Annotated in this window: 25 protein-coding genes and 1 tRNA gene; 15 read left to right on the forward strand and 11 right to left on the reverse strand. The window is 60.5% G+C overall.

The window, feature by feature from the left end:
• The first annotated feature begins 42 nt into the window (after positions 1–42).
• The 3 genes from tpiA (at position 43) to GA0061103_RS22970 (ending at position 3,217) form a co-directional block, all read left to right on the forward strand.
• Complete coding sequence (tpiA, locus tag GA0061103_RS22960; protein WP_092715299.1) at positions 43–813, forward strand: triose-phosphate isomerase; 771 nt, start codon at positions 43–45, stop codon at positions 811–813.
• A 113-nt stretch (positions 814–926) separates the two neighbouring features.
• A complete protein-coding gene (gene secG, locus GA0061103_RS22965; protein WP_092715301.1) occupies positions 927–1,445 on the forward strand; it encodes a preprotein translocase subunit SecG in 519 nt (172 codons plus the stop codon).
• Positions 1,446–1,579: 134 nt separating this feature from the next.
• Entirely contained in the window at positions 1,580–3,217 is a 1,638-nt protein-coding gene (locus GA0061103_RS22970) for a CTP synthase (RefSeq protein ID WP_092715303.1), read from the forward strand.
• Here the strand turns inward: GA0061103_RS22970 and ftrA are convergent.
• Positions 3,180–4,217, reverse strand: coding sequence for a transcriptional regulator FtrA (gene ftrA, locus GA0061103_RS22975; RefSeq protein WP_092715304.1), 1,038 nt, complete (start codon positions 4,215–4,217; stop codon positions 3,180–3,182). The genes GA0061103_RS22970 and ftrA overlap by 38 nt on opposite strands.
• A gap of 65 nt (positions 4,218–4,282) precedes the next feature.
• Between ftrA and GA0061103_RS22980 the strand changes: the two genes are divergently transcribed.
• The 4 genes from GA0061103_RS22980 (at position 4,283) to GA0061103_RS22995 (ending at position 8,356) form a co-directional block, all read left to right on the forward strand.
• Positions 4,283–4,675, forward strand: a complete 393-nt coding sequence (locus GA0061103_RS22980; RefSeq protein ID WP_092715306.1) for a rhodanese-like domain-containing protein — start codon at positions 4,283–4,285, stop codon at positions 4,673–4,675.
• Between the two features lie 139 nt (positions 4,676–4,814).
• Positions 4,815–5,864, forward strand: coding sequence for a HoxN/HupN/NixA family nickel/cobalt transporter (locus tag GA0061103_RS22985; RefSeq protein ID WP_092715308.1), 1,050 nt, complete (start codon positions 4,815–4,817; stop codon positions 5,862–5,864).
• An 85-nt stretch (positions 5,865–5,949) separates the two neighbouring features.
• On the forward strand, positions 5,950–6,483 hold the full coding sequence (locus GA0061103_RS22990; protein ID WP_092715310.1) for a FecR domain-containing protein: 534 nt from the start codon (positions 5,950–5,952) through the stop codon (positions 6,481–6,483).
• Between the two features lie 13 nt (positions 6,484–6,496).
• The gene (locus GA0061103_RS22995; RefSeq protein WP_092715312.1) at positions 6,497–8,356 is read left to right on the forward strand and encodes a CHASE2 domain-containing protein; all 1,860 of its coding nucleotides are present in this window, start codon (positions 6,497–6,499) and stop codon (positions 8,354–8,356) included.
• Positions 8,357–8,382: 26 nt separating this feature from the next.
• On the opposite strand, the gene GA0061103_RS23000 is transcribed toward GA0061103_RS22995, so the two are convergent.
• Positions 8,383–8,982 (reverse strand): LysE family translocator, encoded by a 600-nt coding sequence (locus tag GA0061103_RS23000; protein ID WP_092715313.1) that lies wholly within the window; start codon positions 8,980–8,982, stop codon positions 8,383–8,385.
• A 99-nt stretch (positions 8,983–9,081) separates the two neighbouring features.
• Between GA0061103_RS23000 and GA0061103_RS23005 the strand changes: the two genes are divergently transcribed.
• Positions 9,082–9,957, forward strand: coding sequence for a LysR family transcriptional regulator (locus GA0061103_RS23005; protein ID WP_208603559.1), 876 nt, complete (start codon positions 9,082–9,084; stop codon positions 9,955–9,957).
• A 23-nt stretch (positions 9,958–9,980) separates the two neighbouring features.
• On the opposite strand, the gene GA0061103_RS23010 is transcribed toward GA0061103_RS23005, so the two are convergent.
• Positions 9,981–11,069, reverse strand: a complete 1,089-nt coding sequence (locus tag GA0061103_RS23010) for a citrate synthase/methylcitrate synthase (RefSeq protein WP_092715316.1) — start codon at positions 11,067–11,069, stop codon at positions 9,981–9,983.
• Positions 11,070–11,153: 84 nt separating this feature from the next.
• Between GA0061103_RS23010 and GA0061103_RS23015 the strand changes: the two genes are divergently transcribed.
• Complete coding sequence (locus GA0061103_RS23015) at positions 11,154–12,287, forward strand: citrate synthase (RefSeq protein WP_092715317.1); 1,134 nt, start codon at positions 11,154–11,156, stop codon at positions 12,285–12,287.
• Positions 12,288–12,320: 33 nt separating this feature from the next.
• On the opposite strand, the gene GA0061103_RS23020 is transcribed toward GA0061103_RS23015, so the two are convergent.
• On the reverse strand, positions 12,321–12,692 hold the full coding sequence (locus tag GA0061103_RS23020; RefSeq protein ID WP_167376635.1) for a VOC family protein: 372 nt from the start codon (positions 12,690–12,692) through the stop codon (positions 12,321–12,323).
• A gap of 31 nt (positions 12,693–12,723) precedes the next feature.
• The gene (gene tehA / locus GA0061103_RS23025) at positions 12,724–13,725 is read right to left on the reverse strand and encodes a dicarboxylate transporter/tellurite-resistance protein TehA (RefSeq protein WP_092715318.1); all 1,002 of its coding nucleotides are present in this window, start codon (positions 13,723–13,725) and stop codon (positions 12,724–12,726) included.
• Between the two features lie 304 nt (positions 13,726–14,029).
• Here tehA and gnd point away from each other — a divergent pair, with 304 nt between their 5' ends.
• Positions 14,030–15,055: a phosphogluconate dehydrogenase (NAD(+)-dependent, decarboxylating) gene (gene gnd / locus GA0061103_RS23030; protein WP_075856957.1), complete on the forward strand. Its 1,026-nt coding sequence runs from the start codon at positions 14,030–14,032 to the stop codon at positions 15,053–15,055.
• A gap of 126 nt (positions 15,056–15,181) precedes the next feature.
• On the opposite strand, the gene GA0061103_RS23035 is transcribed toward gnd, so the two are convergent.
• The 5 genes from GA0061103_RS23035 to GA0061103_RS23055 are packed head-to-tail and all read right to left on the reverse strand — an operon-like array spanning position 15,182 to position 20,670.
• Positions 15,182–16,408, reverse strand: coding sequence for a molybdopterin molybdotransferase MoeA (locus tag GA0061103_RS23035; protein ID WP_092715319.1), 1,227 nt, complete (start codon positions 16,406–16,408; stop codon positions 15,182–15,184).
• Positions 16,409–16,411: 3 nt separating this feature from the next.
• On the reverse strand, positions 16,412–16,906 hold the full coding sequence (gene moaC / locus GA0061103_RS23040; protein ID WP_092715320.1) for a cyclic pyranopterin monophosphate synthase MoaC: 495 nt from the start codon (positions 16,904–16,906) through the stop codon (positions 16,412–16,414).
• 1 nt (position 16,907) lies between these two features.
• Positions 16,908–17,723 (reverse strand): indole-3-glycerol phosphate synthase TrpC, encoded by an 816-nt coding sequence (gene trpC / locus GA0061103_RS23045; RefSeq protein WP_092715321.1) that lies wholly within the window; start codon positions 17,721–17,723, stop codon positions 16,908–16,910.
• Positions 17,724–17,729: 6 nt separating this feature from the next.
• A complete protein-coding gene (gene trpD, locus GA0061103_RS23050; protein ID WP_092715322.1) occupies positions 17,730–18,752 on the reverse strand; it encodes an anthranilate phosphoribosyltransferase in 1,023 nt (340 codons plus the stop codon).
• Between the two features lie 25 nt (positions 18,753–18,777).
• The gene (locus GA0061103_RS23055; protein WP_092715323.1) at positions 18,778–20,670 is read right to left on the reverse strand and encodes a peptidylprolyl isomerase; all 1,893 of its coding nucleotides are present in this window, start codon (positions 20,668–20,670) and stop codon (positions 18,778–18,780) included.
• Positions 20,671–20,850: 180 nt separating this feature from the next.
• Between GA0061103_RS23055 and GA0061103_RS23060 the strand changes: the two genes are divergently transcribed.
• The 4 genes from GA0061103_RS23060 (at position 20,851) to GA0061103_RS23075 (ending at position 24,657) form a co-directional block, all read left to right on the forward strand.
• Complete coding sequence (locus tag GA0061103_RS23060; RefSeq protein WP_075856963.1) at positions 20,851–21,132, forward strand: hypothetical protein; 282 nt, start codon at positions 20,851–20,853, stop codon at positions 21,130–21,132.
• 304 nt (positions 21,133–21,436) lie between these two features.
• The gene (locus GA0061103_RS23065) at positions 21,437–21,901 is read left to right on the forward strand and encodes a MarR family winged helix-turn-helix transcriptional regulator (RefSeq protein ID WP_092715325.1); all 465 of its coding nucleotides are present in this window, start codon (positions 21,437–21,439) and stop codon (positions 21,899–21,901) included.
• Positions 21,894–23,120, forward strand: a complete 1,227-nt coding sequence (locus tag GA0061103_RS23070) for an HlyD family secretion protein (protein ID WP_092715327.1) — start codon at positions 21,894–21,896, stop codon at positions 23,118–23,120. The genes GA0061103_RS23065 and GA0061103_RS23070 overlap by 8 nt, the downstream gene beginning before the upstream one ends.
• Positions 23,113–24,657, forward strand: coding sequence for a DHA2 family efflux MFS transporter permease subunit (locus GA0061103_RS23075; RefSeq protein ID WP_092715329.1), 1,545 nt, complete (start codon positions 23,113–23,115; stop codon positions 24,655–24,657). Before GA0061103_RS23070 ends, GA0061103_RS23075 begins: the two co-directional genes overlap by 8 nt.
• 73 nt (positions 24,658–24,730) lie before the next feature.
• On the opposite strand, the gene GA0061103_RS23080 is transcribed toward GA0061103_RS23075, so the two are convergent.
• Positions 24,731–25,327, reverse strand: a complete 597-nt coding sequence (locus GA0061103_RS23080) for a DNA-3-methyladenine glycosylase (protein WP_092715330.1) — start codon at positions 25,325–25,327, stop codon at positions 24,731–24,733.
• 775 nt (positions 25,328–26,102) lie between these two features.
• Between GA0061103_RS23080 and GA0061103_RS23085 the strand changes: the two genes are divergently transcribed.
• Positions 26,103–26,192, forward strand: a tRNA-Ser gene (locus GA0061103_RS23085).
• Positions 26,193–26,204: the final 12 nt, after the last annotated feature.

A 26,204-nucleotide genomic window follows, 5' to 3' on the forward strand; every position in this document is an offset into this window, starting at 1 on the left:
TTTTTGTTAGTCCGAAGCTGGATCAAGGGGGAGAATATCGGAATGACGAAGACCATACGGCCGCTTCTGGCCGGAAACTGGAAGATGAACGGCACGCGCGCGAGCCTGGATCAGATCAAGGCGATCGCGGACGGCGTCAAGGCGCCGCTGTCGGAGAAAATCGATACGCTGCTCTGCCCCCCGGCAACCTTGCTCTATGTCGCGACCGCGCTTTGCGACGACAGCCCGCTCGCCATCGGCGCCCAGGATTGCCACCAGCAGGTCAGCGGCGCACATACCGGCGACATTTCGGCCGAAATGATTGCCGACTGCTTCGGGACCCACGTCATCGTCGGCCATTCAGAACGCCGCAGGAATCACGCGGAAAGCGATATGCTGGTGCGCGCCAAGGCTCAGGCGGCGCATGATGCTGGCCTCATCGCCATCATCTGCATCGGCGAAACGGCCTACGAGCGCAACAGCGGCCAGACGCTAGAGGTATTGAAGCGGGAACTTGTGGGCTCCATTCCGGACGGCTCAACGGCGCAGACGACCGTGATCGCCTATGAGCCAGTCTGGGCGATCGGCACCGGCGTTGTCCCGACCCAGGAGAACGTGGAGGAGGCACATGCCTTCATCCGCGCCGAACTCATCGAACGCTTCGGTAAGGAGGGCGCGAATATGCGAATCCTCTACGGCGGATCGGTCAGCGGCGCCAATGCACGCGACCTTTTGGATGTTCCGCATGTCAACGGTGTGCTTGTCGGTGGCCAGAGCTTGAAAGCGACCGATTTCCTCGCCATTTATGCCGCATTCGAACGGCAGTTCGCCTGAAGCAACAACTTGCCCGGAGTTCCGACCTTAAAAGGGCTTGGAATAGGCGAGAGCCTCATGTAAAGAGCCGCGAGCTTTTATTTTTGATGCCCGCACCGGGCAGGACTGGATCTATGCAAACCGTACTGCTTGTCATCTATCTCATGATTGTCGTCGCCCTTATCGGCGTGGTGCTGATTCAGCGCTCCGAAGGTGGCGGCCTCGGCATCGGCGGCGGATCGGGCTTCATGTCTGCGCGCGGTACGGCCAACGCGCTGACCCGCACCACGGCGATCCTCGCAGCGCTCTTCTTTGCGCTGGCGCTCGGCATGAACGTGCTGTCCCGCTTCGAAGCTCGCCCGACCGATATTCTCAATCGTATCCCGAGCACGGCCGGCCAGGGTAACGGCATTCTCGATTCGCTCGGCGGCCAGAAGGGTGCAGCTCCGGCCACGACCCAGCCGAAGCCGGCCGACAATAGCGGCGTTCCGAACAGCGGTGCCGTCGCTCCGCAGTCGCAGGCGACACCGCCTGCCGCGACGAATCAGACGGCACCTGCCCAGCAGGCTCCGGCCGCAACCGGTCAGCAGACCGCACCGGCGACGACCACTCCCGCGCCAGCCGACAACGGCAGCGTCCCGACCGGTAAGTAAATCCGGTCGCTGAAGATCATCCCCGGCAGGTCCTCGGATCTGCCGGTTTTGTTTTGTCTATATTCCGTCTTCTGTGCCCAATATTCCGGAAACGAATTTTAGGGCTAGCGGAATCATTTGTGAAAAGGTATCCGGTGACTCCCATGGCGCGATATGTATTCATCACTGGCGGCGTGGTTTCTTCCCTCGGAAAAGGAATTGCGGCTGCGGCTCTCGGAGCGTTGTTGCAGGCTCGTGGTTATCGAGTCCGCCTGCGCAAACTCGACCCCTATCTGAACGTGGATCCGGGCACGATGAGCCCGACCCAGCACGGCGAGGTCTTCGTCACTGACGACGGAGCGGAAACCGACCTCGATCTCGGCCACTATGAGCGCTTTACCGGCCGCTCGGCCACGAAGACCGACAACATCACCACCGGTCGCATCTACAAGAACATCATCGACAAGGAACGCCGCGGCGATTATCTGGGCGCCACCGTCCAGGTCATTCCGCACGTCACCAACGAGATCAAGGATTTCGTGACCGAAGGCAATGACGAGTATGATTTCGTCATCTGCGAGATCGGCGGCACGGTCGGCGATATCGAAGCGATGCCCTTCATGGAAGCGATCCGCCAGCTCGGCAACGATCTGCCGCGCGGCACTGCGGTCTACGTTCATCTGACGCTGATGCCTTATATTCCGGCTGCCGGCGAGCTGAAGACCAAGCCGACGCAGCATTCGGTCAAGGAACTACAGGCCCTCGGCATTCACCCGGACATCCTGCTCGTCCGTGCGGATCGCGAAATCCCGGAGGCCGAACGCCGCAAGCTTTCTCTGTTCTGCAACGTGCGGGAATCTGCCGTCATTCAGGCGCTCGATGTCGCGAACATCTATGACGTGCCGATGGCCTACCATAAGGAAGGCCTTGATAACGAGGTCCTGGCCGCCTTCGGCATCGAGCCGGCTCCGAAGCCGCGCCTGGAGCAGTGGGAAGAGGTCTGCAATCGCATTCGCACGCCGGAAGGCGAGGTAACGATTGCCATCGTCGGCAAATATACCGGCCTGAAGGATGCCTATAAGTCGCTGATCGAAGCGCTGCATCACGGCGGCATTGCCAACCGGGTCAAGGTCAAGCTCGAATGGATCGAATCCGAAGTCTTCGAAAAGGAAGATCCGGCCCCGTATCTCGAGAAGGTTCACGGTATTCTCGTCCCCGGCGGCTTCGGCGAGCGCGGTTCTGAAGGCAAGATCCTCGCCGCCCGTTTCGCGCGCGAACGCAAGGTGCCGTATTTCGGCATCTGCTTCGGCATGCAGATGGCCGTCATCGAAGCGGCCCGCAATCTGGCCGGCGTCGAACATGCATCGTCGACGGAATTCGGACCGACCAAGGAGCCGGTCGTCGGCCTGATGACCGAATGGCTGAAAGGTAATGAGCTGCAGAAGCGCACGGCCTCCGGCGACCTCGGCGGCACCATGCGTCTCGGCGCCTACAAGGCGGCCCTGAAGAAGGGCACGAAGATTTCCGAGATCTACGGCTCCACCGATATTTCGGAGCGCCATCGCCATCGCTATGAAGTCAACATTGACTACAAGGACAAGTTGGAAGACTGCGGCTTGACCTTCTCCGGCATGTCACCGGATGGTGTTTTGCCTGAGACGATCGAGTATGCAGATCATCCGTGGTTCATCGGTGTCCAGTATCACCCGGAACTGAAGTCCCGTCCGCTGGAGCCGCATCCGCTGTTCTCAAGCTTCATCGAAGCGGCGACGGAACAGAGCCGGCTGGTTTGAGAGCTGCAAATCGCTTGCGGTAGTCGCTCGGACTGACCGCAAGCCTCTCTCGAAAATGATGGCGCATGGTGGCGAGCGATCCAAATCCGCTCGCCACTGCCACGTCATCCAATGAAATGGCCGTTTGCTTTTCAAGCAGATCGCGAGCCCGTCGCAGTCGCTCGCTGAGCAGCCATTCGCCCGGCGCCATGCCGGTGGTCGCCTCGAAACGACGCTGAAAAGTCCTCATGCTCATACCCGCCCGCGCCGCCAGCGCAGCAATGGGCTGCTCCTCCTGCAGGCGCTCGCGCATCCATTCAAGCAGGGGCCCCAAGCGGGCGCCTTCGCGCTGTCGCAGAACCGGCGTCTCGATATATTGTGCCTGGCCACCCTCGCGATGGGGCGGCACCACCAGACGGCGCGCGACGCTATTGGCGATCTCAGGTCCGAAATCCCGCCGCACGACATGCAGGCAGAGATCGATGGCGGCGGCACTGCCGGCGGCGGTCAGCACCTTGTCTTCATCGACATAAAGAACATCCGCATCAACAGTGATGTCCGGATAGCGGGCGGCGATGGAATCGACATAGCGCCAATGCGTCGTCGCCTTCCGGCCCGCGAGCAAGCCCGCAGCAGCAAGGACCGCGACGCCGGAGCAGAGCGACATGATGCGAATGCCGCGGCGGCTCGCCGCCTGCAGTTCGGCAATCAGCGGGGCAGGGACAGCCGTTCCTATGCCGCGCCAACCGGGCACGACGATCAGATCGGCATCGGCAATAACCTCAAGGCCATGATCGACCTGTACCGTCAGCCCGCCCGCAGCACGCAGAGGGCCATCCTCGATAGCGCAGGCGGAAAAGCGATACCAGTCCTCACCCATCTCCGGACGCGGCAGGCCGAAGATCTCGTAGGCGACGCCAAATTCGAAGGTACAAAGTCCGTCATAGACGAGGGTGACGACATGGGGGCCTAGAAGATGGGGACGATCAGAGTTTGGCATGATTTTGACGTTATATGGCATTTCGGCCAATTTCAACGGTGGGATCGCTCAGGCATGAATGCGCCGAACCAAAGAAGGAGCACTCCATGTCCCTAGTCAGTGAAATCCCCGCCGCAGACCCCAGTCTCGTCGCCGAGCATTATGCCCGCAAGCTTGCCTTCGAGACCGATTGTTCCGACGTCTATCTGTCCATGACCTCAGGCAATGTCGATTTCGTCCTGCTCGACGTTCGCGGGCCGGCCCTGTTCCAGCAACAGCATATTCCGGGTGCGATCAACCTGCCGCACGGCAAGATGACCGCACGGAAGATGGCGGAATGGCCAGACGATACGCTGTTCGTCGTCTATTGCGCCGGGCCGCATTGTAACGGCACCGACAAGGCAGCCTTGCGGTTGGGCACGCTCGGCAAGCGCGTGAAGGTCATGATCGGCGGTATCACCGGCTGGGCCGATGAGGGTAACCCGTTCGAGATAGGCTAAGAGCGAGGGCAGATCTGGTATATACAGGATCTGCCCAATTTTGCGACACTGCGAAAAACTTCGGCATCTACGTCAATTGACTGTCGCGTCGCCTCCGTTTCCGTGACACTGTGCGAGTAAGCATAACGGGAACAAAAGTATGATCCTCAATCCATTTGATGATGGCGTCGAGCGGCCGAGGGCCAAGATCGCCATCACCTTCACGCTGTTGATTGTTTTCAATATTGCCGCATGGATCTGGGCCTGGGTCGCCTTTGCCGACAGGCCCTCCCTCCTGGGCATTGCGCTTCTTGCCTATATGTTCGGCCTACGCCACGCTTTCGATGCCGATCACATCGCCGCGATCGACAATGTCGTGCGCAAGCTCATTCAGGAAAAGAAGCAGCCCTACGCCGTCGGCTTCTTCTTCTCGCTCGGTCATTCCTCCATCGTCGTGATCGCCTCCATCCTGATTGCCGCAACGGCCGCCGCCATGCAGAGCCAGCTCGATTCCTTTCATGATATCGGCGGCGTCATCGGCACGACGGTTTCGGCGGTTTTTCTGCTATTGATCGGCATTGCCAATCTCTTCGTCCTCAAAGGTATCTGGTCCGCCTTCAGAAGAGCGCAGAGGGGTGAAAGGATCGCAGAAGATGATCTCGACACGCTGCTTGCCGGTGGCGGCTTTCTGGCGCGCATCTTTCGGCCCATGTTCAAGGTCGTGACCCGCTCCTGGCACATGTATCCGATCGGCTTCCTCTTCGGCCTCGGCTTCGATACCGCAACGGAGATCGGGCTCTTGGGGATTTCCGCCGCTCAGGCCGCGCAAGGCATGTCCTTCTGGACCATCCTCGTCTTCCCGGCACTGTTTACGGCCGGCATGTCGCTGATGGACACGCTGGATAGTACCCTCATGACCGGCGCCTACGGCTGGGCCTTCGTCAAGCCTGTACGCAAGCTCTGGTACAATCTGACCATCACCGCAGCTTCGGTCGTCGTCGCCGTCTTCATCGGCGGCATCGAGGCCCTGGGGTTGATTGCCGACAAGCTTGGTCTCGAAGGGAGATTCTGGAACTTCATCGCCGAACTCAATGATAATCTTGCCAATTTCGGTTTCGCTGTCGTCGGCATTTTCCTTTTGAGCTGGGTGATTTCGAGCGTGCTCTACAAGGCGAGAGGCTACGACAACTTGCAGATCAATCGCTCATGACGCATCATCCCCCCAGGGATCGAACACGCCATGACTGGAAATCGCCGCAGGTGGCTCCAGTTACATGCGATGAGGGGCCACAATCATGATCCACGCTAGCAATATTCGCGGCCTGGCGCTGGCAGCAGGCAGCCTATGCATCATCAGTGTCGGCACGGCTTCTGCGCAAGCCGTCGCAAATTGCCCGTTGCAGCCAGCTGTCAGCGCGACGCGCCAGACCTTGAATTGCGAGGCTGGGCTTAGCGTCATCGTCGAGCGCGGCGCGCATTACCGGTTTGCAGACCGAAACCATGATGGCCGGGCGGATGCTCTCATACTCGACAGCAAGGCAGCACTGGTTGATGTCGATCGCAACCGTATTAAGGGCGGCTTCGAAGTGGTGACGCCGCAGGCGATCGCCGCCGTGCGCGGCACGCGATGGGCTGTTGATGCCCAACGCGGCAAGACATCCGTACTTGTATTGCGCGGCCGTGTTGCTGTTAGCAAGATATCGACCGGACAGGGGGTGACGCTTGGGCGAGGGCAAGGTGTCGATGTTGATCGCACCCGCACTAGCTTGCGCGTCAATGCATGGGCCCAATCGCGCATAAACGCCCTGATCGCGCGCCTCGCCCAGTGAGATCCTGACGTCCATGCGCAGACCGCCGCTGCAGACGCTGATTGCACTTTTCTTGACTGCTGTCTGGGGGTTGGGCTTGGGCGTCGCGCATCTGCGCGGTGACATTCCCTTTGTCGACGGCGCCGAAGCGACGCTCACGAACCTCCGCAATACGCTCGGCGGCAGCTTCCAGCCACCCGATCTCGTCACGATCGTTGCCATAGACGATGAGACGTCGCGTATGGCGGGACACTATCCTTTGCCTCGCGCCACGCTTGCCAAAATGATCGATGCCATCGCCGCACTGGGGCCGAAAGCTGTCGCGCTCGACCTGCTTCTGGTCGATGCCGGCGACGAGGCCGGCGATGCGGCATTGGAACAATCACTCAAACGGACCAAGGTTGTTCTGGCTGCGGCCGGCATCTTTCCCGAAAGCCATCAGCGCGTCACAGAAGATAGCAAGGAACCTCTCGCCCGCGTGCCCAGTGCGCTGCAATTCCTCGAACCACAGCAGCGGTTCGCCGATGTCGCAAGCTATGGCATCGTCAATGTGCAGACCGACAAGGCGGGCACGCCGCGTTTCGTGCCGATGCTGTTTCGCAGCGGTGAGCGCATCGAACCATCCTTTTCGCTGCGTGTCGTTTCCACCGCAACCAACGAGCAGACAACCGTCATCTCCGATCATATCAAGATCGGTGACCGGTCCGTCCTGACCGATACCGGCTATCTCTTGCCGCTCACGTTCTACGGTCCGCGCGGAACGATCCGCACCGTCAGCGCCGGCGCTGCGCTCAATGGGCAATTGCCGGAGGCTGCGATCAGGGACCATATCGTCATTATCGGCGCGACCGTTACCGGCGGCGGCGATGTCTTTCCAACGCCTTTCGATCCCGTTCTGCCGGGTGTCGAAGTTATCGCGACCTCGATCACGCATCTGATTGCCGGAGACGGTCTGGTACGCGACCGCAACGTTCGTTTCATCGACCTTTATTTCGCCGTCGGCCTGCCGCTGCTCGTCGTTTCCCTTCTCTCCTGGTGGCGCAGCACCATTGGCCCGATAACGGTGCTCGGCGTCATGCTTGTCTGGTTCGCAGTCAATGTCAGCGCATTCAAGCGTGGGATATGGCTGAGCGCGGCTCTGCCGATTGCTGCGACCGTACCGCCGATGCTGCTATTTGGCGCAGCACAGCTTTGGCTCGACCGTAGGCGAGCCACGCGATTTGCCGAGCAAAGCGAGCTCCTGCAGCGCATCGAGGCGCCCGGCCTTGCCGAATATCTTGCCCGCGACCCCGATTTTCTCGCAAGTCCGGTACAGCAGGAAGCGGCCGTCGTCTTCATCGATATCAACGGCTTCACGGGGCTTAGTGAGGCGATCGGCCCGGCCGCCGTGCGGGAACTACTGAGCGGCTTCTACAATCTCGTCGACGAGGAGGTAACCGCATCCGGCGGCGCCATCACCAGCTTCATGGGCGACGGAGCGATGATCCTTTTCGGCCTGCCGCAGCCGAAGCCGAGCGATCCCGCCAATGCGGCGCGCTGCTGCATCCGTCTGGCCGCGCGGATGAAGGGCTGGCTCTCAGCGCTGCCGGAGACGGTCGCGTCCCGCATCGGCTTCAAGATCGGTGCGCATTCCGGCACCATCGTCGCCTCTCGGCTGGGCGGTGGAGGACGCCAGCAGATCACCGCAACCGGCGACACCGTCAACGTCGCAAGCCGCCTGATGGAGGTCGCCGCCAGCAATCGCGCCGAAATCGCCATCAGCCATGAGCTGCTGCTCTCCGCCGGTCGGGACAGCTCGCCTTTCAGTGAGGGGAGCCTCGATGGCCCGATCGAAACAGGCTTGCGTGGTCGCGCCGGGACCTTGACCATATGGCTCTGGCGCAGCCGGCCGTGATCAAACCAGCCTCCGTCTGCCTGGTTTCACTCGCCCCACATCGGAATGATCGAAATCACCAGGAGGCAGGCAAGAGAGATATTGACCGCGCGCCACTGCCATGCCGTTTTCAGCAGACGCCCGAGCATCTGCCCGAGAAGGCACCATACGGCGAGCGAGAAGGCTGCGATAAGGCAGAAGGTCATACCGAGCAGGATCGCGAGTCTGACGGGACTTTCCGCCAACGCAGCGAAAGAAGCAGCGGCCCCCATCGTCATCGCCCAGCCCTTGGGATTGTGCCAGAGCATCCAGAGGCCGGCGATGAAGCCGGTGGGTCTCGCCATCTGTCCGGTCGTGCTCGGCGGGCCGCTCCTACCGATCCGGATGGCAAGCCAGATCAGGTAGAGCGATCCAAGCGTCTTCATGCCGATCTGCAGCGTCGGCAGAGCCAGTAATACACCGCCAAGGCCTGCAGCCGTCGCGCCAGCCATCGAACCGAGACCAACAGCGAAGCCGGCCATGACCGGTATCGACCGACGAAACCCGAAATGTGCTCCGGACGCGGTCGCAAGCGTCGTAGCACCTCCCGGCGTTATCGTCGAAACCAATGCGAAGAGGATCAGCGGCAATAGGGTTTCGATTGTCATCTCCAACCTTTCTCGATTTTGAGACAAGGGATAGAGAGGCGACCTTCATCAGCAAAACGAATATTGAAGGATCGCGGCATTAGCATTTATAATGCTGAGATGATCCGAAACTTCGATATTGCCCTCATCAGAACCTTCGCCACCGTTGCCGACCAGGGCAGCATGACGATATCGGCCAATATGCTGCACATGACCCAGGGTGCCGTCAGCCAGCAGATCAAGCGGCTGGAGGACATGCTCGGCTGCGCCCTGTTCGAGCGTGACAGACGCGGATTGCGGCTGACCGAAGCCGGAGAACGGCTGCGCGGCAATGCCCGCCGCCTGCTTGTCTTGAATGACGAGATCTGGGACGACATGACGGAAAGCACTGTCCGCGGCGGTGTCCGGCTCGGCGTTCCCTATGATCTTGTTGGAGCGACGCTGGCACCCGTGCTCAAATCCTATTCCGAGCGCTATCCGCAGGTGGAGATTTCGCTGGTCTGCGCATCGTCGCCGGAATTGCTGGAAGAATTGGGGAAGGGAGCTGTCGACCTCTGCGTGGTGGAGGAACCATACGGCACGTCACAAGGCGAATGCCTTGCTGTGGAGCGGCTTGTCTGGGTCGGCGCGAAGGCCGGCAATGCCCATCGCAAAGTACCGCTGCCGATCTCGATGGTCGCCGATACCTGTGCCTTCCGGTCGTCCGTCTTTGCGGCACTCAGCAAGGATGGCCTGCGCTGGCGGACGGTCTTTGAGAACGGCAATATCGAGGCGACCACGGCAACGGTGCGTACGGATCTGGCTGTCACCGCCTGGCTTGCCTCGACCGTTCCCGCCGATCTCGATATCCTCACCATCGAGCAGGGCCTGCCCGAACTGCCAATCTTTGCGATCAACCTGCATTTGCCGAAAGGCAATGCGACGCCGCAAGCGCTCGAACTGGCCCGTCACATTCGCGAGGGCATGATGCGGCCGCGCCAATCCGCGGCCGCCTAAATTCCATCTTCTGGCAGAGCCGTCTATGCGGCCTTCGGCAGCGGACCGACATAACGCGATTGCGGCCGGATCAGGCGGCCGTCGAGCGTCTGCTCGCGGGCGTGGGCGATCCAGCCGACCGTGCGGCCGATCGCGAAGACGCCGGTGAACGAGCTGCGCGGAAAGCCGAGAGCGTCGAGCAGCAAGGCGGTGTAATATTCGACGTTGACGTCGAGGGGGCGATCCGGTTTGCGCTCCTTCAACAGCGCCAGTGCCGCCGCTTCAATAGCTTCCGCCAGAGCGATGCGCCCGGCATCCGCCTGTCCCGTAGCAAAAATTGGCTTCAATGCCGTCTTCAGGGCATCGGCGCGGGGATCGCGAACGCGATAGATACGATGACCGAATCCCATCAACCGCTCGCCATGATCGAGCGCGTTCGATAGCCAGGCACGCGCATTTTCGGGCTTGCCGACGCCGTCGAGCATATCGAGGACAGGGCCGGGGGCGCCGCCGTGCAGAGGGCCTTTGAGGGCGCTGATTGCCGCCAAGACTGACGAGGTCAGGCCGGCATGGGTCGAGGCGATGACGCGCGAGGCGAATGTGGATGCATTCAAGCCGTGATCGGAAATCGTCACCAGATAGGCATCGAGGCCTGCCGTCTGCTCCGTCGTCGGCACTCGACCCGTCAACATGCGCAGGATATCGGCCGATTGCGAGAGTGAGGCATCCGGCGCGATCGGCGCGTCGCCCTTTTGCAGCCGTAAGACAGCGGACAGGAAGACGGCGGGCGCTGCCATCAGGCGGATCGCCGTTGCAAAATCCTCGCCGTCGGCAACGCGTGCCAGCAAGGCACGTACGGCATCCACCGGCGGCAGCGCGAGGATGGCGGCATCGGCTGCCTTCACATGCGAGAAAAGCGCAACGCGGGCAGCACCAAGTTGCTTGCGGATGGAAGCTGCATCGATATGTTCGTCGAACAGACCATCGAGCAGCAGTGCTGCGACATCCTCGAAACGGCTGGTCGCGACCAGATCATCGAGCGACACGCCGCGGATGATCAGGCGACCGGCAGCGCCGTCGACGTCGGATAGCTTGGTTTCTGCGGCAATGACATCTTCAAGACCACTTTTCATTACGGTTCTCCTTTGACTATCCGATTAGATCGGATCTATTCCTATTGACGTCAATCTTGATGCAATTGATCAATATGAGAACCGATGAGCTGGCTGACGGCAGAGCAGGCACTGAACCTGCTGGGAACGAAATCACAGACGCTCTACGCCAATGTTAGCCGCGGGCGCATTCGGGCGAAAGCCGATCCCGCCGACACGCGGCGCAGCCTCTATTTCGCCGATGACGTCAAGCGATTGGCCACCCGCCATGCCGGAAGGCGCAAGACCGAGGCGGTGGCCGCCGAGGCCATTCAATGGGGTGATCCTGTCTTGCCATCGGCGCTGTCGACGGTTTCGAGCGGCAGGCTTTTCTATCGCGGCAAGGATGTGGCGATGCTTGCCGAAAGCGCAAGCCTCGAAGATATCGCGCTGCTGCTTTGGGATATGAAACGACCGTTGCGATTCCAGCAAAGCGCTGCACGGCAAAAACTTCCGTCCCTGGATGCCGCGTTTTCAGCATTGGCAGAGCGCATAACAAGCGACCTGCCATCACTCGGACGCTCGCTTCCAGCCCTGCAAAATGAAGCCGAAAGCGTGCTCGGTACGGTGGCTGAAGCCCTGGCCCCGGGCGCGTGGAACCAACCGCTGCATCGGCGCCTCGCGGCTGCCTGGAACCGCCCCGATGCCGCCGATGTGATCCGCCGCAGTTTCGTCTTGCTTGCCGATCACGAGTTGAACGCTTCGACCTTCACTGCGCGGATCACGGCATCCGCCGGCGCCACGCTGTCCGCCGCCACTCTATCCGGCCTCTCCACGCTGACGGGTCCGCTGCATGGCGGTGCATGGCAGAGCGTGCGCACGCTGATCGCGCGGGCAGCCACGACGGGGGTGGATGAGGCGGTCCGCAGCTATCTGGCGGAAGGACGGCCACTGCCGGCTTTCGGCCATCAACTTTATCCTGACGTCGATATCCGCGGAGAGGCGTTGCTTGGTTGCTTCACGCTGCCGCCGCTCTTCGCCAGGGTTCGCGATGTCGGCGAACAGCTGGTCGGCGAGCGGGTCAATGTTGATTTCGCTTTGACAGCGATGACCCACGCCTATCATCTCCCGGAGGATGCGCCGCTGATCATCTTTGCGCTGGCACGGACGGTCGGCTGGCTTGCGCATGCCATGGAGCAGGCGACCAGCGGCAGGCTCATTCGGCCGCGAGCGCGCTATGTAGGTCCGCCGGTACCATGATCTCATTCTTATCGGACATAGGGCGTTTTTCGCTCAAATCACCGTCAGGTGACAAACGGCTTCGATATTGTGGCCGTCAGGATCGAGAATGAAAGCGCCATAATAGTTCGGATGATAATGGGGGCGAAGACCGGGAGCACCGTTATCGGTGCCGCCGGCGATGATCCCGACCCGATGGAAGTCATCGACGAGCTCTCTGTTTGGGGCGGCAAAGGCGATATGGGCGCCTGTTTGCAGAGCATCGCGCTGACCGATCCAGAAGAAAGCTTTCTGGCCAATACCGTAACCCGCAAATCTTTCGCCTTCAGCATAAAGACGCTCTATGCCGATGGAGCGCAATATCGTGTCGTAGAACATCTTCGATCGCTCGAGATCGCGAACCCCGATCGTCACATGATCAAGCACATCACCCTCCTGACGGCGATATTGAGCTCCATTATCGCTGACCAACGGCGCCGGCGTCGCTGCCGGCAAGTTCGACCCAGCTAATGACAAGTTTGCGGTTGGCAATCAGCCAGATCGTCGCCAGCGCGACCAAACCGACGACGATATTGGCGGCGACGAACAGAATGGGAGCAAGTTGCGTGACTGGACCGACATCGCCACGTTCAACAAGGCGCATCGGGGCGGTGGCCAGCGCGGTCGCGCCGAAGGTGAAGGCCCAATAGGCGGGGCTGAAGCCCTCCTTCATAATCCAGGGCAGGAGGCGCAACATGATCAGAGCCTGCAGCAAGCCATAGCCGATCATGGCATGGACGAGCATGTCGGGAGGGCCTTGCGTAACGCTGATATAGGCAAGTGCACCAACGGCCGGCGGAGCCAGTTGAATTCCGAGGGTCGGCCTTAGTGGCGGTGCCAGCGCCGGTCCCGTCAGCAGGCGATGCAGCAGGGCGGATTCGATGGCAAGCCAGGCGAAGAAGCCGGCGCCGAAGAAAAGCTGCGCCCATTGCGGGAAGCCAAGCGCCGCGCCGACGATGGCGGTGACGAAACTGCCGGCAACACTCGGCAGATAGAGCACGGCTGTCGTGGTGGCGATATCGCGTTCGCCCTGCCAGAGCCCTCCGGTGCGCCACACGGAGAATGCCAGGGTATAGACGGCGCCGATCAGGAATATGGTTTCTGCGCCGATACGCGAGTAGGGCAGGAGCCCACCGGCCACCAGCATGGTTGCGACACCGACAAGGCCGATGAAGCAGCACTGGACAGGGTGCGCCACTTCCTTGAGTGCCTCCTCGCGCGCCACCATCCATTTCAAAGCGTAGAGCACGATCAGCACCAGCCAGACGGTTAGCGCCATGAAAGTCAGCACTTCACCGACAAATGCCGGCAGGCGCCAGATGCGCGCACCCACGCGCCAAGCATTGGCGAGACCGGAAAGCCCGAGAACCACACCGAAAAAAGAAGCTGGAACCAACGGCAATTTCAAAGACGCAGCCATATGCCTCCTTTGACGCTCTATGTCAGCGCCGCACTAAAGAGAATAATGCAAAGAACCCGAGATCGATGCTAAATCCATCAACATGAATGAAGAGCAAAATACAGCTTTCCTCGAAACCGGCAAAGCGCGATCATGACGAAAAGCGGGAGGTCTGACCAAGCGACATCACAGATGCGTGAACGGGCGAATTTTTCTTCGCTGACTGGCTTGTGCATAGCTCGCCCGTCATTTGTTCATTGGAAAATGCTGCGAAATGTCTCTATTGAACATTCAAACGATTAAAACCGTCCTAGGAGACTGACATATGCAAATCGGAATGATTGGCCTTGGCCGTATGGGCAACAACATGGTGCAGCGCCTGATGAGAGGCGGTCACAGCGCGGTTGTTTTCGATGCGCGTCCGGAAAGCATCGCGGGGCTGGAGCAGCTCGGCGCCACCGGCAGCAAGTCTCTCGCGGATTTCGTATCGAAACTCGCAAAGCCGCGCGTCGTCTGGATGATGTTACCGGCTGCAATCGTCGATCAGGAACTGGCTGCGATCGTCCCGTTGCTGGAAGAGGGCGACATCGTCATCGACGGTGGCAACTCCTATTATCACGACGACATCCGCCGCGCCGAAGAGCTGAAGCCGAAGGGCATCCATTACGTTGACGTTGGCACTAGCGGCGGCGTTTTTGGCCTGGAGCGCGGCTATTGCCTGATGATCGGCGGCGAGAAGGAAACCGTCGAGCATCTTTCGCCGATCTTCGCGACGCTTGCTCCGGGTGTCGGCGACGTAGCACCTTCGAAGATGCGTTCCGAAGAAGCCGCCAAGAACAGCACGGCGGAGCAGGGCTATCTGCATTGCGGCCCGTCTGGCGCCGGCCACTTCGTCAAGATGGTCCATAACGGCATCGAATATGGCCTGATGGCCGCCTATGCCGAAGGCCTGAACGTTCTGCATCACGCCAATATCGGCAAGCAGACGGCCGAGAAGGACGCCGAAACCGCGCCGCTCTCGCATCCGCAATACTATCAGTATGATCTCGACATCGCCGAAATTTCCGAAGTCTGGCGCCGCGGCAGTGTGATCACCTCCTGGCTGCTCGACCTCACGGCCGACGCCCTGCATGGCGACGCAGCCCTTTCGCAATATGCCGGCCGCGTTTCCGACTCCGGCGAAGGCCGCTGGACGATCTCGGCCGCCATCGATGAGGGCGTTCCGACGCCTGTGCTGAGCGCTGCGCTTTACGGCCGCTTCGCGTCGCGCGGCAATGACGACTACGCCAACAAGGTGCTCTCCGCCATGCGCGCCGGCTTCGGCGGCCACCATGAGAAGCCGGCGAAATAATTGGTTGGCCGATCGATCTGATGATTGCGAGCCGGGTGGGTCAAACCTCCCGGCTTTTGCTTGTCCGCTTTTATGGTCCCGCTGCTTCGAGCCGGAAAACCGCCATGCACTTTCTCGGGGGTACCTTCAGCCCAGCAAATCGGGCCGCAGGAATATGACTGGAGTGGGCGAGCCGACTTCCAGCTGCGAGGCATGTGGCGGGCGGACGACCAGGCAGTCGGCGCGTGAAAAGACTTTCATCATCGACGAATCCTGCTTCGAAAAGGGCTCGGCGAGCCAGCTGCCGTCGGCTGCCTTTGTCAGGGTCGCGCGGACGTAATCCTGTCGCTGATCGTTCGCGGCAAAGGGCACGGCAGCGCGCGCAATGCCTTCACGCCTTATCGGAGGCAGGGATGCAAGCTTTCTTATCAACGGCTCGAGAAAGAGCAATCCGCAGACGAGGCTGGAGACGGGATTGCCGGGAAGGCCGAGGACATGCATGTCGCCGAGGCTGCCGACCATCAGCGGCTTGCCGGGACGCATGGCGATGCGCCAGAAATCCAGCTTCATGCCTGCAGCGATCATTGTCGCCTGCACCAGATCGTGATCGCCGACAGAGGCGCCGCCGAGCGTGACGATGATATCGGCCTTGGCGACCTGTGCGCGGCCGATGGCGGCGGTAATCTCGTCGCTATCGTCGGAAACGATACCGAGATCGAGAACATGCGCGCCGGCATTGCGGGCCAGTGCAGCAATGCCGAAGGTGTTCGAGGCAATGATTTGCGACGGCCCCGGTTCATTGCCCGGCGCCACAAGTTCGTCGCCGGTCGCGAGGATCGCCACCAGCGGCCGCCGGTAGACATCCAATGCCGGATGGTTCATGGCCGCGGCGACGGTAAGCCTCGAAAAATCCATCACCGTGTCGGCGGGAAGCACGGCTTCGCCTTCCAGGAAATCCTGTCCGCGCGGGCGAATATGCTGCCCCTTGCGCAAGCGATAGGTCGTGCGGATGCGATCACCCTCCAAGCGCTCGGCATCCTCCTGCAAAAGCACCGAATCGGCACCGGCCGGAACGGGCGCGCCGGTGAAGATGCGAACCGCTTCACCCTTGCCGACACTGCCATCAAAGGCATGGCCGGCGGCGGAGGCGCCGATGACCTGCAATTCGGAACCCGGCAGTGCCGCATCCTCAAAGCGCAGCGCATAGCCGTCCATCGCCGAGGCGTCGAATGGCGGCTGCGTCAGGCGGGCAGTCAGATCCTTGGCCAGAACCCGGCCCTCGGCCATGTCGAGCGGAACGCTTTCAACACGATGGATCGGCGCGGCACTGTCCAACAGGCGCGCCTGCGCTTCGGCAACGGGCAATAGGCTCATGTGTCAGGCCCCCGGATGGCGGAAATCCCCCGATTTGCCGCCGGATTTCTCCAATAGAGTGATACCGCCGATTTCCATGCCACGATCGGCGGCCTTGGCCATGTCGTAGATCGTCAGGCAGGCGACCGAGACCGCCGTCAGCGCCTCCATCTCGACGCCGGTGCGGCCGGTCAGCTTTGCGGTGGCGGTGACACGCAGGCCGGGCAGGGCGGCATCCTCTTCGATATCGACGGCGACCTTCGTCAGCATGAGCGGATGGCAAAGCGGGATGAGATTGCTGGTCTGCTTGGCGGCCATGATGCCGGCCAGCCGCGCCGTGCCGATGACATCGCCTTTCTTGGCATTGCCGTCGCGGATCAGCGCCAGGGTCTCCGGCGTCATCCTGACGTAGCCGGTGGCTGTGGCGCTACGGGCCGTCTCGGCCTTGTCGCCGACATCGACCATATGCGCTTTGCCTGAAGCATCGATATGCGTGAGACCGGCCTTCGGCGCGCTCATGTCACTCGGCCGCCAGAATGCCGGCTTCACCGTTCAGCAGCAGTTTCGTTGCCGCCGTCACGTCATCCTTGCGCATCAGGCTCTCGCCGACGAGGAAGGTGGTGATGCCTGCCGCTTCAAGACGCTTGCAATCGGCATGGGTGAAGACGCCGCTTTCGCCGACCAGCAGCCGATCCTCCGGCACCATGGGTGCCAGCTTCTCGCTGACAGTGAGACTCACTTCGAATGTGCGCAGATTGCGGTTGTTGATGCCGACCAGCGGCGAGGACAGTTTCAGCGCGCGATCCATCTCTTCGGCATCGTGCACCTCGACCAGCACATCCATGCCGAGGCCGAAGGCTTCGTCCTGCAGGCGCTCGGCATCATCATCCGAAAGCGACGCCATGATGAGGAGGATGCAATCGGCACCCCACGCGCGGGCTTCCTGCACCTGATAGGTGTCGAACATGAAGTCCTTGCGCAGTGCCGGCAGCGAGCAGGCCGCGCGGGCAGCCGTCAGGAATTCCGGAGCACCCTGGAAGCTCGGTGTATCCGTCAGCACCGAAAGGCAGGCCGCACCGCCGGCCTCATAGGCCCTGGCGAGGGAGGGCGGGTCGAAATCGGGGCGGATCAGGCCCTTGGATGGGCTTGCCTTCTTGATTTCGGCAATCAGGCCAAAAGCACCGGATTCCTGCTTGGCGAGCAGCGCCTTGTGAAAGCCGCGCGGCGCGGATTGCCCGGCCTGCATCGCCTTGAGATCGGCAAGAGAAAGCCTGGCCTTGGCAGCAGCAATCTCTTCGCGCTTGTAGGCTTCGATCTTTCTAAGGATATCGCTCATGATGTCCTAGTCCTGTCCTTCCTCGTTGGAAACGGCGATGAGCTTTTCCAGCGCAACGGCAGTGGCGCCGCTATCGAGCGAATGTGCCGCGAGCTTCATGCCATCATGGAGCGTTTCCGCCTTGCCGGCAATGACCAGCGAGGCCGCCGCATTGGCAAGAGCGATGTCACGATAGGCGTTCTTTTCGCCGGCAAGCACAGCACGAAGAGCTGCAGCGTTGGCAACACCATCACCGCCTTTGAGGTCGGCGAGGTCGGCATGCTTCAGACCGAAATCGGCAGGTGTCAACTCGAAGGTACGGATTTTGCCGTTTTCCAACGCTGCGACGGAGGTCTTACCCGTCGTTGTGATCTCGTCCAGGCCGTCACCATGCACGACCCAGACACTTTCCGCGTTCAGATCCTTCAGAACTTCGGCCAGTGGCAATACCCATTGCGGCGCGAAGACGCCCAGCAGCTGACGGCGCGCACCCGCGGGATTCGAAAGCGGGCCAAGAAGGTTGAAGATCGTCCGCGTGCCGAGTTCGACGCGCGAGGGACCGACGTGGCGCATGGACGAATGATGCAGCTGCGCGAACATGAAGCCGATACCGGCTTCCCGAATGCAGCGAGCAATTGTCTTCGGTCCGATATCGAGCTTGATGCCCAATACGGATTGCGTGTCGGCGGTGCCGGCCTTGGAGCTTTGGGCACGATTGCCGTGCTTGGCGACGGGTACCCCCGCGCCGGCAACGATGAACGCGGCCAGCGTCGAGATATTGTATGTGCCAAAACCATCGCCGCCTGTGCCGACGATATCGATCGCATCGGCAGGCGCTTCCACCGGCAGCATCTTGGCGCGCATCGTCGTCACGGCGCCAACGATTTCATCGACCGTTTCGCCGCGCACGCGCAACGCCATGAGAAAGGCGCCGATCTGCGACGGCGTGGCCTCGCCCGACATCAGGATTTCGAATGCCTGCCGGGCTTCGTCCCGCGTCAGCGCCTCACGATTGGCGACCTTGGCGAGGAAAGGCTTCAATTCTGTCATTGATGATCCATCCTCCCGTATGGGCCTAGCGGGACATCGCCTGCTCGGCGAGGCTCTGGTTGACCGTTACGGCGTATTTGGACTGCAGCTGGCCGACGATCTGGTCGAGGATGTCGTCGCCGGCAGCATTGGCGATCTGGGCCACCTGCTGATCGTCGTTGCTCAGCGCGTCAGTCGTCGGATTGTCGTTGACATCGGTGACCTTGAGCAGGATCTGCGTCGTGTCATCGGCACCGACGGCGTTTGCAGCCGTATCGACCGGACCGGAGAAGGCGGCAGCGATACCACCGCGACCCAGAACCGGATCATCCGTCGAACGCGTGATGCCGGTCTTGCTTTCAACGGCAATGCCAAGCGGCGCGGCGATGTCGGCAAGCGACTTGCCCTTCTGCGCCTCCTGCTTCAGCTCGGTCGCCTTGGCGGCAAGCGCGATCTTCTGCTGCTCGGCGGTCCAGTCGGCGACTGCCTTTTCACGGACTTCGGCGAGCGGGCGGTCATGGTCGGGCGTGACATTCATGACGTCGTACCAGATGTAACCGTCGTTGCCGACCGTCAACGGTGCGGGGTTGCCGCCCTGATCGGCCTTGAAGACTTCCGAAATCAGCTGCTGGCGCGAGGGTAGATCCTTGATCTCATTGCCATTCTGATCGAGGCCGGTCTGATCGATCGAATCGATGGTGACGAGCTTCAGCTTGAGCTGCGAAGCTGCGTCCTGCAGCGATGCGCCGGAGCCGCGCAGGTCTTCGAACTTGTCGTGGACGCTGGTGATTTCATTGGCAGCGTTGCCGAGCGCAATCTGCTTGCGGATATCTTCCTTGACCTCGTCAAAATTCTTGGCCGTTTCGTTCTTCACATTGGTCACACGCAGGATGACCGGGCCGAACGAACCGTCGACGACGGGGGTCGTACCGCCTTCCTTGGAGACGGCGAAGGCTGCTTCGGCAACGGTCTTGTCCGGAACCTGGTCCTTGGTGAAGGTGCCGAGCAGCACGTCGGACGGCTTCTTGCCCTGGTCGGAGACGAGCTGATCGTAGGTGGTTCCCGTCTTCAGCGCATCGGCCGCCGCGTTGGCGAGATCCTTGTTGGCGAAGGTCAGCTGCTCGATGGTGCGCGTTGCCGGTGTGGTAAAGCTGTCCTTGCGCTTATCGAACTGCGCGCGTGCTTCGTCATCGGTAACGCTTGCCAGATCGGCAATATCCTCGGCCTGCAATTTCACATAGGCGAACTTACGATATTCAGGCGCGCGGTATTTCGACTTCACGCCATCGAACCATTTCTGCAACACGTCGTCGGCCGGCGCCTTGACGGGATCGATATTGGCATTGGTCAGCAGCAGATAGTCGATGCTGCGGGTCTCGTCGTGATACTGCTTGACCGCATCGGCAAGAACCGCCGGTGCGGTAAAGCCGTTCGAGACAGCCTCGACGATCTGGCTGCGGATGGCGACCTTGCTGCGCTCCTTGATGTAGTCATCCGGCGATATGTTGCTGTTGCGCAGAAGCATATCGAACTTTTGACGATCAAATGCGCCGTTCGCAGCCTTGAAGGCCGGATCATCACCGATGAGCTTGGCAAGGCGATCCTGCGAGAGGCCGAGGTTCATGTCGGCGGCAAGCTGATCGAGCGACGCACCGGCGACGAGCTGGGCGACCGTCTGCTGACCGATGCCGAAGGCACGCGCCTGTTCCGGCGTGATCTGCATGCGCAGCTGCTGGCTGATCGCCTGGATCTGGCGGCGGTAGGCGAGGCGGAACTCATTGGTGTCGATGTGCTGGTCGCCAACCGTAACGACGGTGGTGCTGTTGCCGCCGGTGATGAGGGACCGCTCGACGCCCCACACGCCGAAGGCTGCCGCAAGAAGAAGCAACAAACCCTTGGCAACCCAGGTCTGGGCGATTTTTCTCAGCACGTCGAACATCGGAAAGCAAACCTCGTCATCATCAAGTCTTCGCCCGCAGGCGAAACAATCGGAGTTCCTTAGAACAATCCGAACCGGAATTGAAGAGCCAGTGGGGAAATCGCCTGATGAGGTGCTGCCATGCCGGAACCTTTGAGAAGTGGCAGCGTTCTAGCAACACGGAAACTCAAGGAGCATACGATGGCAGAGACAAAATCAGCTTCCGCCCAGTCCTCTTCGGCACGAGCCCAGACGGAAACGGCAATGGAGGATCTTGCCGCCCAGGTCGCAGCATTGCGCGAAGATCTGGCAAAGCTGTCACAAAGCGTGGCGGCAGTGGGGCAGGGAGCGAAATCTGTCGTCGCGGAGGAAGCCCAGGAGATCACCGAGCAGTTGCGCGAGAGAGTTCGCGAAGAGCCGATCTTCATGGTCGCGGCCGCAGCCGGCATCGGCTATCTGATCGGCCTTCTGAGCCGACGCTAGTCAGGGCGAACTCTCGACCGGTGGACGAGCCCCACGCGCCACCGCAGCTGCGAAACTGCCGAAAAGGCGCGGACGATTCGTTCGCGCCTTTTCAATTGGTAACTGCTGGGAGCGCCTGCGCCCAGGAATTGCGGCATATATGCATCGCGCTACAACCGAAGCCTGCTGCTGCGTCTTTGTGACACTCCCTGCGACATGTTGACCATCGCTATTTGTTGAACGCTCACCCTCTTGTATCACATGGGCGCTTACTATACGTAACAACAATTATAAGGTTGCTTATGAATAGCAGGCTCCCCATACAATGATTTCGACCCCCACCGTTGGTTTTCTCATCCATGACGTTGCGCGACTGCTTCGGAAGAGATTCGAGCAGCGTGCGAAGGATTTGGGCTTGACGCGCTCGCAGTGGCAAACCCTTGCCTATCTTGCAAACAATGAAGGTATCCATCAGGCCGGACTGGCCGAAATTCTGGAAATCGAGCCGATCACGCTGGTGCGTATCCTGGACAAGCTCAGCGAACGGGGGCTGGTGGAGCGCCGGCAGCATCCGAATGATCGGCGCAGCTGGCTCCTTTATATGCGCGAAGAGGCTCGGCCGTTGATGGACGCCATGCGCAGCATCGGCGAACAGTCGCGTAAGGAGGCGCTCGAGGGCGCTTCTCCGGAAGATCAAGAGCGCCTCTATGAATTGCTTACCCTTATGAAATCGAACCTGGTTAGCGCCTGCCGTTCAAAGGCAGTCGACAAAGAGTTACAACATGGCTGACGCATCCTCCCCGCTTCGCGTACCCGCGAACGCAAACTCCTCCGAACAAAATCAAGCTACCGTCGCTGAGGCTCCATCCTCCAACCCGGCGTCCCAGCCTTCGACGGCTGCGCCGGCCGCACCGGTAGCGCCCCCGGAGACGCCGCGCAAACGCCGTAGCATGACGCGACCAGTCCTGTTTGCGCTGCTTCCGATCGCGCTCGTCATCGGCGGCTATTACTACGTCACCGGCGGGCAGATCATGTCCACGGACAATGCCTACATCCAGGCCGATATGGTCGGTGTTTCCACCGACGTTTCCGGCACGGTAATCTCGGTCGACGTGCATGAAAACGAGGTGGTGAAGAAAGGGCAGGTGCTCTTCCGCCTGAAGCCCGATTCCTTCCGCATCGCCCTTGAAGGCGCGAAAGCGCAGCTCGGCAATGCCAGGAACCAGATCCTGAACCTGCAGGCGAGCTACAAGCAATCTCTGTCGGAAATTGCGCAGGCGCAGGCCGACATCCCGTACTATCAGACGGAATTCGACCGCCAGCAGAACCTGATCACCAATTCGGTCGCCTCCAAAGCGGCTCTCGACCAGGCCAGACACAATCTCGAAGCCGCGCAGCAGAAGGTATTGGTCGCAAAGGCCACAGCCGCTGCGACTCTCGCCCAGTTGGGCGGCGAAGGCACTGCCGATCTGCCTCCGGAGCAGAACCCGCTCTATCTGCAGGCGAAGGCTGCAGTCGACAATGCACAGCGCGAGCTTGACGATACCGTCGTAAAAGCTCCCTTCGACGGCGTGACCGCCAATGTTCCATCGCTGCAGGTCGGCGCCTATCTGACGGCATCCCAGCCGGGATTCTCGCTGGTTTCCACCACGCATCTATGGATCAACGCCAGCCCGAAGGAAACCGAACTCACCTATGTCCGGCCCGGCCAGAAGGTCGACATCTCGATCGATGCCTATCCGGGTGTGACCTGGAAGGGCACGGTCGCCAGCATTGCGCCGGCATCCGGTTCCAGCTTCTCACTTCTGCCGGCGCAGAACACGACCGGTAACTGGGTGAAGGTCGTGCAGCGCATACCGATGATCATCAATATCGACGACACGGCAGGCAAGCCTCCGCTGCGCGTCGGGATGAGCGTCGTTGCCGGTGTCGACACCGGCCATGCCCGGGGGCTCCCTGATTTCATCGCCAACCTGCTGGGCCATTCCCGCGGTCAGGATCATGAGTAACACCACCACAGCTTCGCCCGCAGCGCCCATCGCCAATCGCGGCGCGATCACCGCCTGCGTCATCCTATCCGTCATCATGCAGGCGCTGGATACTACCATCGCCAATGTAGCGCTGCCGCATATCCAGGGCGACGTTTCTGCCAGCGCCGACCAGATCAACTGGGTCCTGACGTCCTATATCGTCGCAGCGGCGATCATGACGCCGCCCTCCGGCTTTCTTTCTGCCAAATTCGGTCGCAAGCGCGTGCTGCTGGTCGCAATCGCCGGCTTCGTCGTTGCCTCGGTCCTGTGCGGCCTGTCGGAATCGCTGATACAGATTGTCGGCTTCCGCCTGTTGCAAGGCCTGTTCGGCGCTTCGCTCGTACCTTTGTCGCAAGGTATCCTGCTCGATATCTACAATGTCGAGGAGCGCGGCCGCGCCATGGCGCTGTTCGGCGTTTCGGTCATGGTCGGACCGGTGCTGGGTCCCGTCATCGGCGGCTGGCTGACCGACAATATCAGCTGGCGCTGGGTGTTCTACATCAACGTGCCGATCGGTGCGCTCGCCTTCTTCGGCATCGTCGTCTACGTGACGGAAACGAAACTCGATGCGCTTGCCAAGCTCGACTGGTTCGGCTTCGGCATGCTTTCGATCTCGATCGCAGGCCTGCAGCTTTTCCTCGACCGCGGCGAGCAGCTGGACTGGTTCTATTCCAGCGAGATCATCATCGAAGCGCTTGTCTGCGTCAGCGCCTTCTATCTTTTCCTGGTGCACATGTTCACGGCCGAGCGAAGTTTCGTTAATCCGCGGCTATTCATGGACCAGAACTTTGCCGTCAGCATCCTGTTCATCTTCATCGTCGGCGTGACCTATCTGGCTTCGCTGGCGCTAATGACGCCGTATCTGCAGACATTGATGGGCTATCCCGTCGTGACCGCCGGTATCGTCATGGGGCCACGCGGCCTCGGTACCATGTTCTGCATGTTCCTGGTCGGACGCTTGATCGGCAAGGTGGACACGCGCTGGCTGTTGTTCATCGGCCTCGCGCTGACCGCCTGGGCCATGTACGACATGACAGGCTGGACGCCGGATGTTTCGCAATGGACGCTGATTTCAGTCGGCTTCGTCCAGGGGGCGGGCCTCGGTTTCCTCTTCGTGCCGCTGACGACGATCGCCTTTGCGACGCTGCCGGCGCAGATGCGCGGCGAGGGGACCGGCCTCTACAACCTCTCGCGCAATATCGGCTCCAGCGTCGGCATTTCGGTCGTCTCGATGCTGATCACCGAGAACACGCAGGTCAACCATGCCAACATCGCCGCCTATGTCACGCCGTTCAACCGCTATTTCGACCTCACTGCCGCGCAGGGCGTGAGCCCGCTCACGGCAGTCGGCAGGGCCTCGCTTGACGGCATGATCACGACGCAGGCGACCATCATCGCCTATATGGACGACTTCAAACTGCTGATGTTGATGTCGATCTTCGCCATGCCGCTGCTGGTGCTTTTGCGCAAGCCAAAGGCACCGCCGGCAGTCGACCACAGCGTCGCAATGGAATAGCCGCGCAGCCTTTCCAGTTTCACTGCGTGGTTCACGGCCGCCGGGCGCCACCCCGGCGGCCGTTTTTGTTCGATCACGCAAAACGGCGGCTGACGAAGCGCGAGCCCGCAGCGCCGAAACGCCAAAGGGGATCGATGTTCTTCGTGATGCCGATGCGCTTGCCCGCCACGATCGGCACCGATTCCGCAAGCGTAAACGAAAACGGCTCCGTATCCAGTGAACGGCCGTTGAGCCCTATGTCGACGGCCAAGGCCTGCGAAAGCTTTCCCGGGCCGTTGCAAAGCGAAACGATATCGGCAAGGCCTCGCCGCCGGATCATTTCCTCGATGCCGCTCTCCGGCTCCAGCGCCCGGATGAGCACGGCGCTCGCGCCGATACAGACAAAGTTGAGGCACCAGTGAATGCCATAGGACCGATAGATGTAGACATGTCCGGCCGGCCCGAACATGGCCGCATTGCGCGATGTCGGCCCGTTATAGGCGTGGGATGCCGCATCATCCGGTCGATAGGCCTCCGTTTCGACGATTCGCCCTCCGATGCCCGCGACCGTCAGGCGCGCTCCGATCAGCTCGGCGGCGACTATAACAGCGTCCCGACTGAAGAAGGCAGCAAGGGCATCACCCGTGAGGGGCTTGGCGCCGAGGGAAAGGGAATCATCGTCAAGTGTCATGGGCGAGGGCGGTATCCAGATTGGTCGACGCCGAACGGTTTATAAAAAGCGCGGAGTTTGGGAGCCTCTTTTCCTACAAATTTTGGTGAAAGCACAGCAGACAATTAGCCCCACACGACGGATTTCCAGGATGCTCAATCCGATCAACGGCACTGGAAGGAGCATTCCTTCCGCTGGACTGTAGAATCCGCTGCTGGCCCCTTCTTTAACAAAGCCGCCCAACTTATTGATCTAAATGAATCTCGATCTGCGAAGAACTGAATAGATGAGAGCAAGGCGGCAAACAGGAATATTTGCCCGCGCCTTTGATTTGCCGAAATGAAGAGGTCGGATGATTTAGGCGATGATAATTGACAAACACTAAGCTTGACTTATCATTAGCTTGCTTCAGTCAGATTTGACCCCTGACCTGGCGAAAGGGGTTCGGCCGCTTTAGGTCGCCGAACCCCTTTATTTTGCCAGCTTGGGCAAGCGCTTTTGAATGGCCTGGATGCCTCTCGAGAAGCGATGTGGTCTCACAATCCAAATTCCGACTTTTCATCACGCTATCAAATCATCATCCAAACTTGGTTAGCCTCACCTGCGAGATATTTCCTCGACTTGCCCATTCGCATGATGCGCCGGCAATGGAGGCTGACGATACCGAATAAGTTGACGCAGCGTTGCAAGTCGCTATAAGCGCAAGTCGGAAACCGGAATGATCGCTGATTGCTTCGCGACGCTACGGTTCCTGCATCGGATATTGAAGAATAAAGCTCTTCGATATCAAATAGTTGGAAGAGTGTCCGAGTGGTTTAAGGAACCGGTCTTGAAAACCGGCGTGCGGGAAACCGTACCGTGGGTTCGAATCCCACCTCTTCCGCCAACAATCAATAAA

This window comes from Martinezella multihospitum (assembly GCF_900094585.1).
In the GTDB taxonomy this organism is placed as follows: domain Bacteria; phylum Pseudomonadota; class Alphaproteobacteria; order Rhizobiales; family Rhizobiaceae; genus Rhizobium; species Rhizobium multihospitium.

Coding starts and splice junctions, on each gene's coding strand:
- tpiA (WP_092715299.1), top strand. CDS start 43: ATGACGAAGACCATACGGCCGCTTCTGGCCGGAAACTGGAAGATGAAC.
- GA0061103_RS22990 (WP_092715310.1), top strand. CDS start 5,950: ATGATCCACGCTAGCAATATTCGCGGCCTGGCGCTGGCAGCAGGCAGC.
- GA0061103_RS23070 (WP_092715327.1), top strand. CDS start 21,894: ATGGCTGACGCATCCTCCCCGCTTCGCGTACCCGCGAACGCAAACTCC.
- GA0061103_RS23055 (WP_092715323.1), bottom strand. CDS start 20,670: ATGTTCGACGTGCTGAGAAAAATCGCCCAGACCTGGGTTGCCAAGGGT.
- GA0061103_RS23015 (WP_092715317.1), top strand. CDS start 11,154: ATGAGCTGGCTGACGGCAGAGCAGGCACTGAACCTGCTGGGAACGAAA.
- GA0061103_RS22985 (WP_092715308.1), top strand. CDS start 4,815: ATGATCCTCAATCCATTTGATGATGGCGTCGAGCGGCCGAGGGCCAAG.
- trpC (WP_092715321.1), bottom strand. CDS start 17,723: ATGAGCGATATCCTTAGAAAGATCGAAGCCTACAAGCGCGAAGAGATT.
- moaC (WP_092715320.1), bottom strand. CDS start 16,906: ATGAGCGCGCCGAAGGCCGGTCTCACGCATATCGATGCTTCAGGCAAA.
- GA0061103_RS22980 (WP_092715306.1), top strand. CDS start 4,283: ATGTCCCTAGTCAGTGAAATCCCCGCCGCAGACCCCAGTCTCGTCGCC.
- gnd (WP_075856957.1), top strand. CDS start 14,030: ATGCAAATCGGAATGATTGGCCTTGGCCGTATGGGCAACAACATGGTG.
- GA0061103_RS23005 (WP_208603559.1), top strand. CDS start 9,082: ATGATCCGAAACTTCGATATTGCCCTCATCAGAACCTTCGCCACCGTT.
- GA0061103_RS23000 (WP_092715313.1), bottom strand. CDS start 8,982: ATGACAATCGAAACCCTATTGCCGCTGATCCTCTTCGCATTGGTTTCG.
- tehA (WP_092715318.1), bottom strand. CDS start 13,725: ATGGCTGCGTCTTTGAAATTGCCGTTGGTTCCAGCTTCTTTTTTCGGT.
- GA0061103_RS23080 (WP_092715330.1), bottom strand. CDS start 25,327: ATGACACTTGACGATGATTCCCTTTCCCTCGGCGCCAAGCCCCTCACG.
- trpD (WP_092715322.1), bottom strand. CDS start 18,752: ATGACAGAATTGAAGCCTTTCCTCGCCAAGGTCGCCAATCGTGAGGCG.
- GA0061103_RS23060 (WP_075856963.1), top strand. CDS start 20,851: ATGGCAGAGACAAAATCAGCTTCCGCCCAGTCCTCTTCGGCACGAGCC.
- GA0061103_RS23035 (WP_092715319.1), bottom strand. CDS start 16,408: ATGAGCCTATTGCCCGTTGCCGAAGCGCAGGCGCGCCTGTTGGACAGT.
- GA0061103_RS23065 (WP_092715325.1), top strand. CDS start 21,437: ATGATTTCGACCCCCACCGTTGGTTTTCTCATCCATGACGTTGCGCGA.
- ftrA (WP_092715304.1), bottom strand. CDS start 4,217: ATGCCATATAACGTCAAAATCATGCCAAACTCTGATCGTCCCCATCTT.
- GA0061103_RS22995 (WP_092715312.1), top strand. CDS start 6,497: ATGCGCAGACCGCCGCTGCAGACGCTGATTGCACTTTTCTTGACTGCT.
- GA0061103_RS23010 (WP_092715316.1), bottom strand. CDS start 11,069: ATGAAAAGTGGTCTTGAAGATGTCATTGCCGCAGAAACCAAGCTATCC.
- GA0061103_RS23075 (WP_092715329.1), top strand. CDS start 23,113: ATGAGTAACACCACCACAGCTTCGCCCGCAGCGCCCATCGCCAATCGC.
- secG (WP_092715301.1), top strand. CDS start 927: ATGCAAACCGTACTGCTTGTCATCTATCTCATGATTGTCGTCGCCCTT.